General features: G+C 75.0%; 1 protein-coding gene and 1 pseudogene. One reads left to right on the plus strand and one right to left on the minus strand.

Annotated elements, in window-relative coordinates:
* Positions 1-643 (plus strand): DUF11 domain-containing protein (locus tag E1292_RS52155; protein ID WP_165975194.1); only part of this gene is annotated, 643 nt, incomplete at its 5' end.
* Positions 644-678: 35 nt separating this feature from the next.
* Here E1292_RS52155 and E1292_RS50450 read toward each other — a convergent pair.
* Positions 679-1,172: pseudogene (locus E1292_RS50450) on the minus strand (MFS transporter); the annotation flags it as partial.

Here is a 1,172-nt window from a genome sequence, read left to right on the forward strand (position 1 = left end):
CGCTGTGCCCGCCGCCCTGCCCGCCGCCCTGCCCGCGCCCGCCGGAACCCGCCGTTCCGCCACGACGTCGCGGCCGGGCCGGCTGGAGACGCACAACTGCCACCTGCACAAGGGCCACAGCGGCGGGCCGTGGCTCGTCCATGGCACCAGAGACCTGGTCGGGGTGCTGTCGGCGGGCAAGGAGGACGGCTACGCCGCAGGCAACGCCGTCGCCAACGCGCTCAACGCCGAAGGCTACGGCGCCATCGTGCGCCGGGCCGACCCGCGCGGAGTGTACGACGCCCTGTCGGTCAAGCTCAGAGGGCCCGAACGACCGGTCAGGCGCGGCGCCGCCGTCACCGTCACCGCCACCGTCAAGATGCGCGGCCTGATGGCCGCCGCCCAGGTGCCCCTCACGCTCACCCTGGCGGCCGGAGCGAGCCTCACGGCGACCGGCGGGGCCACCTGCGTACGCGAGCCCGCCAAGGCCTCCTGCACGATCGCCACGATCCACCCGCGCCGGCCGGTGCGCATCACGGCCACGGTCGCCGCCGCCCGGGACGCCCGCGCACCCCTGCGCGTCGTCGCGCACGTCGCCTCCACCGCCCTCGACCCCTCGAAGGACGACAACACCAGCACCCTGCGCCTCAAGACCCGCCCTTGAGCCGAGCACGCCGAGCGGGAGCTCGGGAAGCGGGCTCAGGCGGCGGGTTCGAGGGCGGGCTCCTTGAGCGTGCGCGCCAGCAGCCAGGCCAGGACGGGGAACACGACCAGGCACGCCAGCGCCACCCGCAGCGTCGCCGCCTCCGCCACCGCGCCCACCAGCGGGCTGGCCAGGCCGCCCACGCTCACCGCCAGTCCCAGGGTCACGCCGCTGGCCGTGCCGACCCGGCTCGGCAGGAAATCCTGACCCAGCGTCACATGCAGCGAGAACGGGGCGTACAGGGCGATCGACGAGGCGGCGACGAAGGCGTACGCGACGGGTCCTGGAACCAGCACCACGCCGGCGACCGCGGGGATCGCCAGCAGGTAGGACAGGCCCATCGTGCGCACCCGGCCCCAGCGGGCCGCCAGCCGGCCGCCGAGCACCGTGCCCACCGAGGCGCGCATGCCTCCGACCGCGCCCCACAGGCCCATCGCCTTGTTGAGCGCCTGGTCACCCTTGAACAGCTCCATTACCAGCGACATCCCTG

The sequence above is a fragment of the Nonomuraea deserti genome (genome assembly GCF_004348685.1).
Taxonomy (GTDB): Bacteria; Actinomycetota; Actinomycetes; order Streptosporangiales; family Streptosporangiaceae; genus Nonomuraea; species Nonomuraea deserti.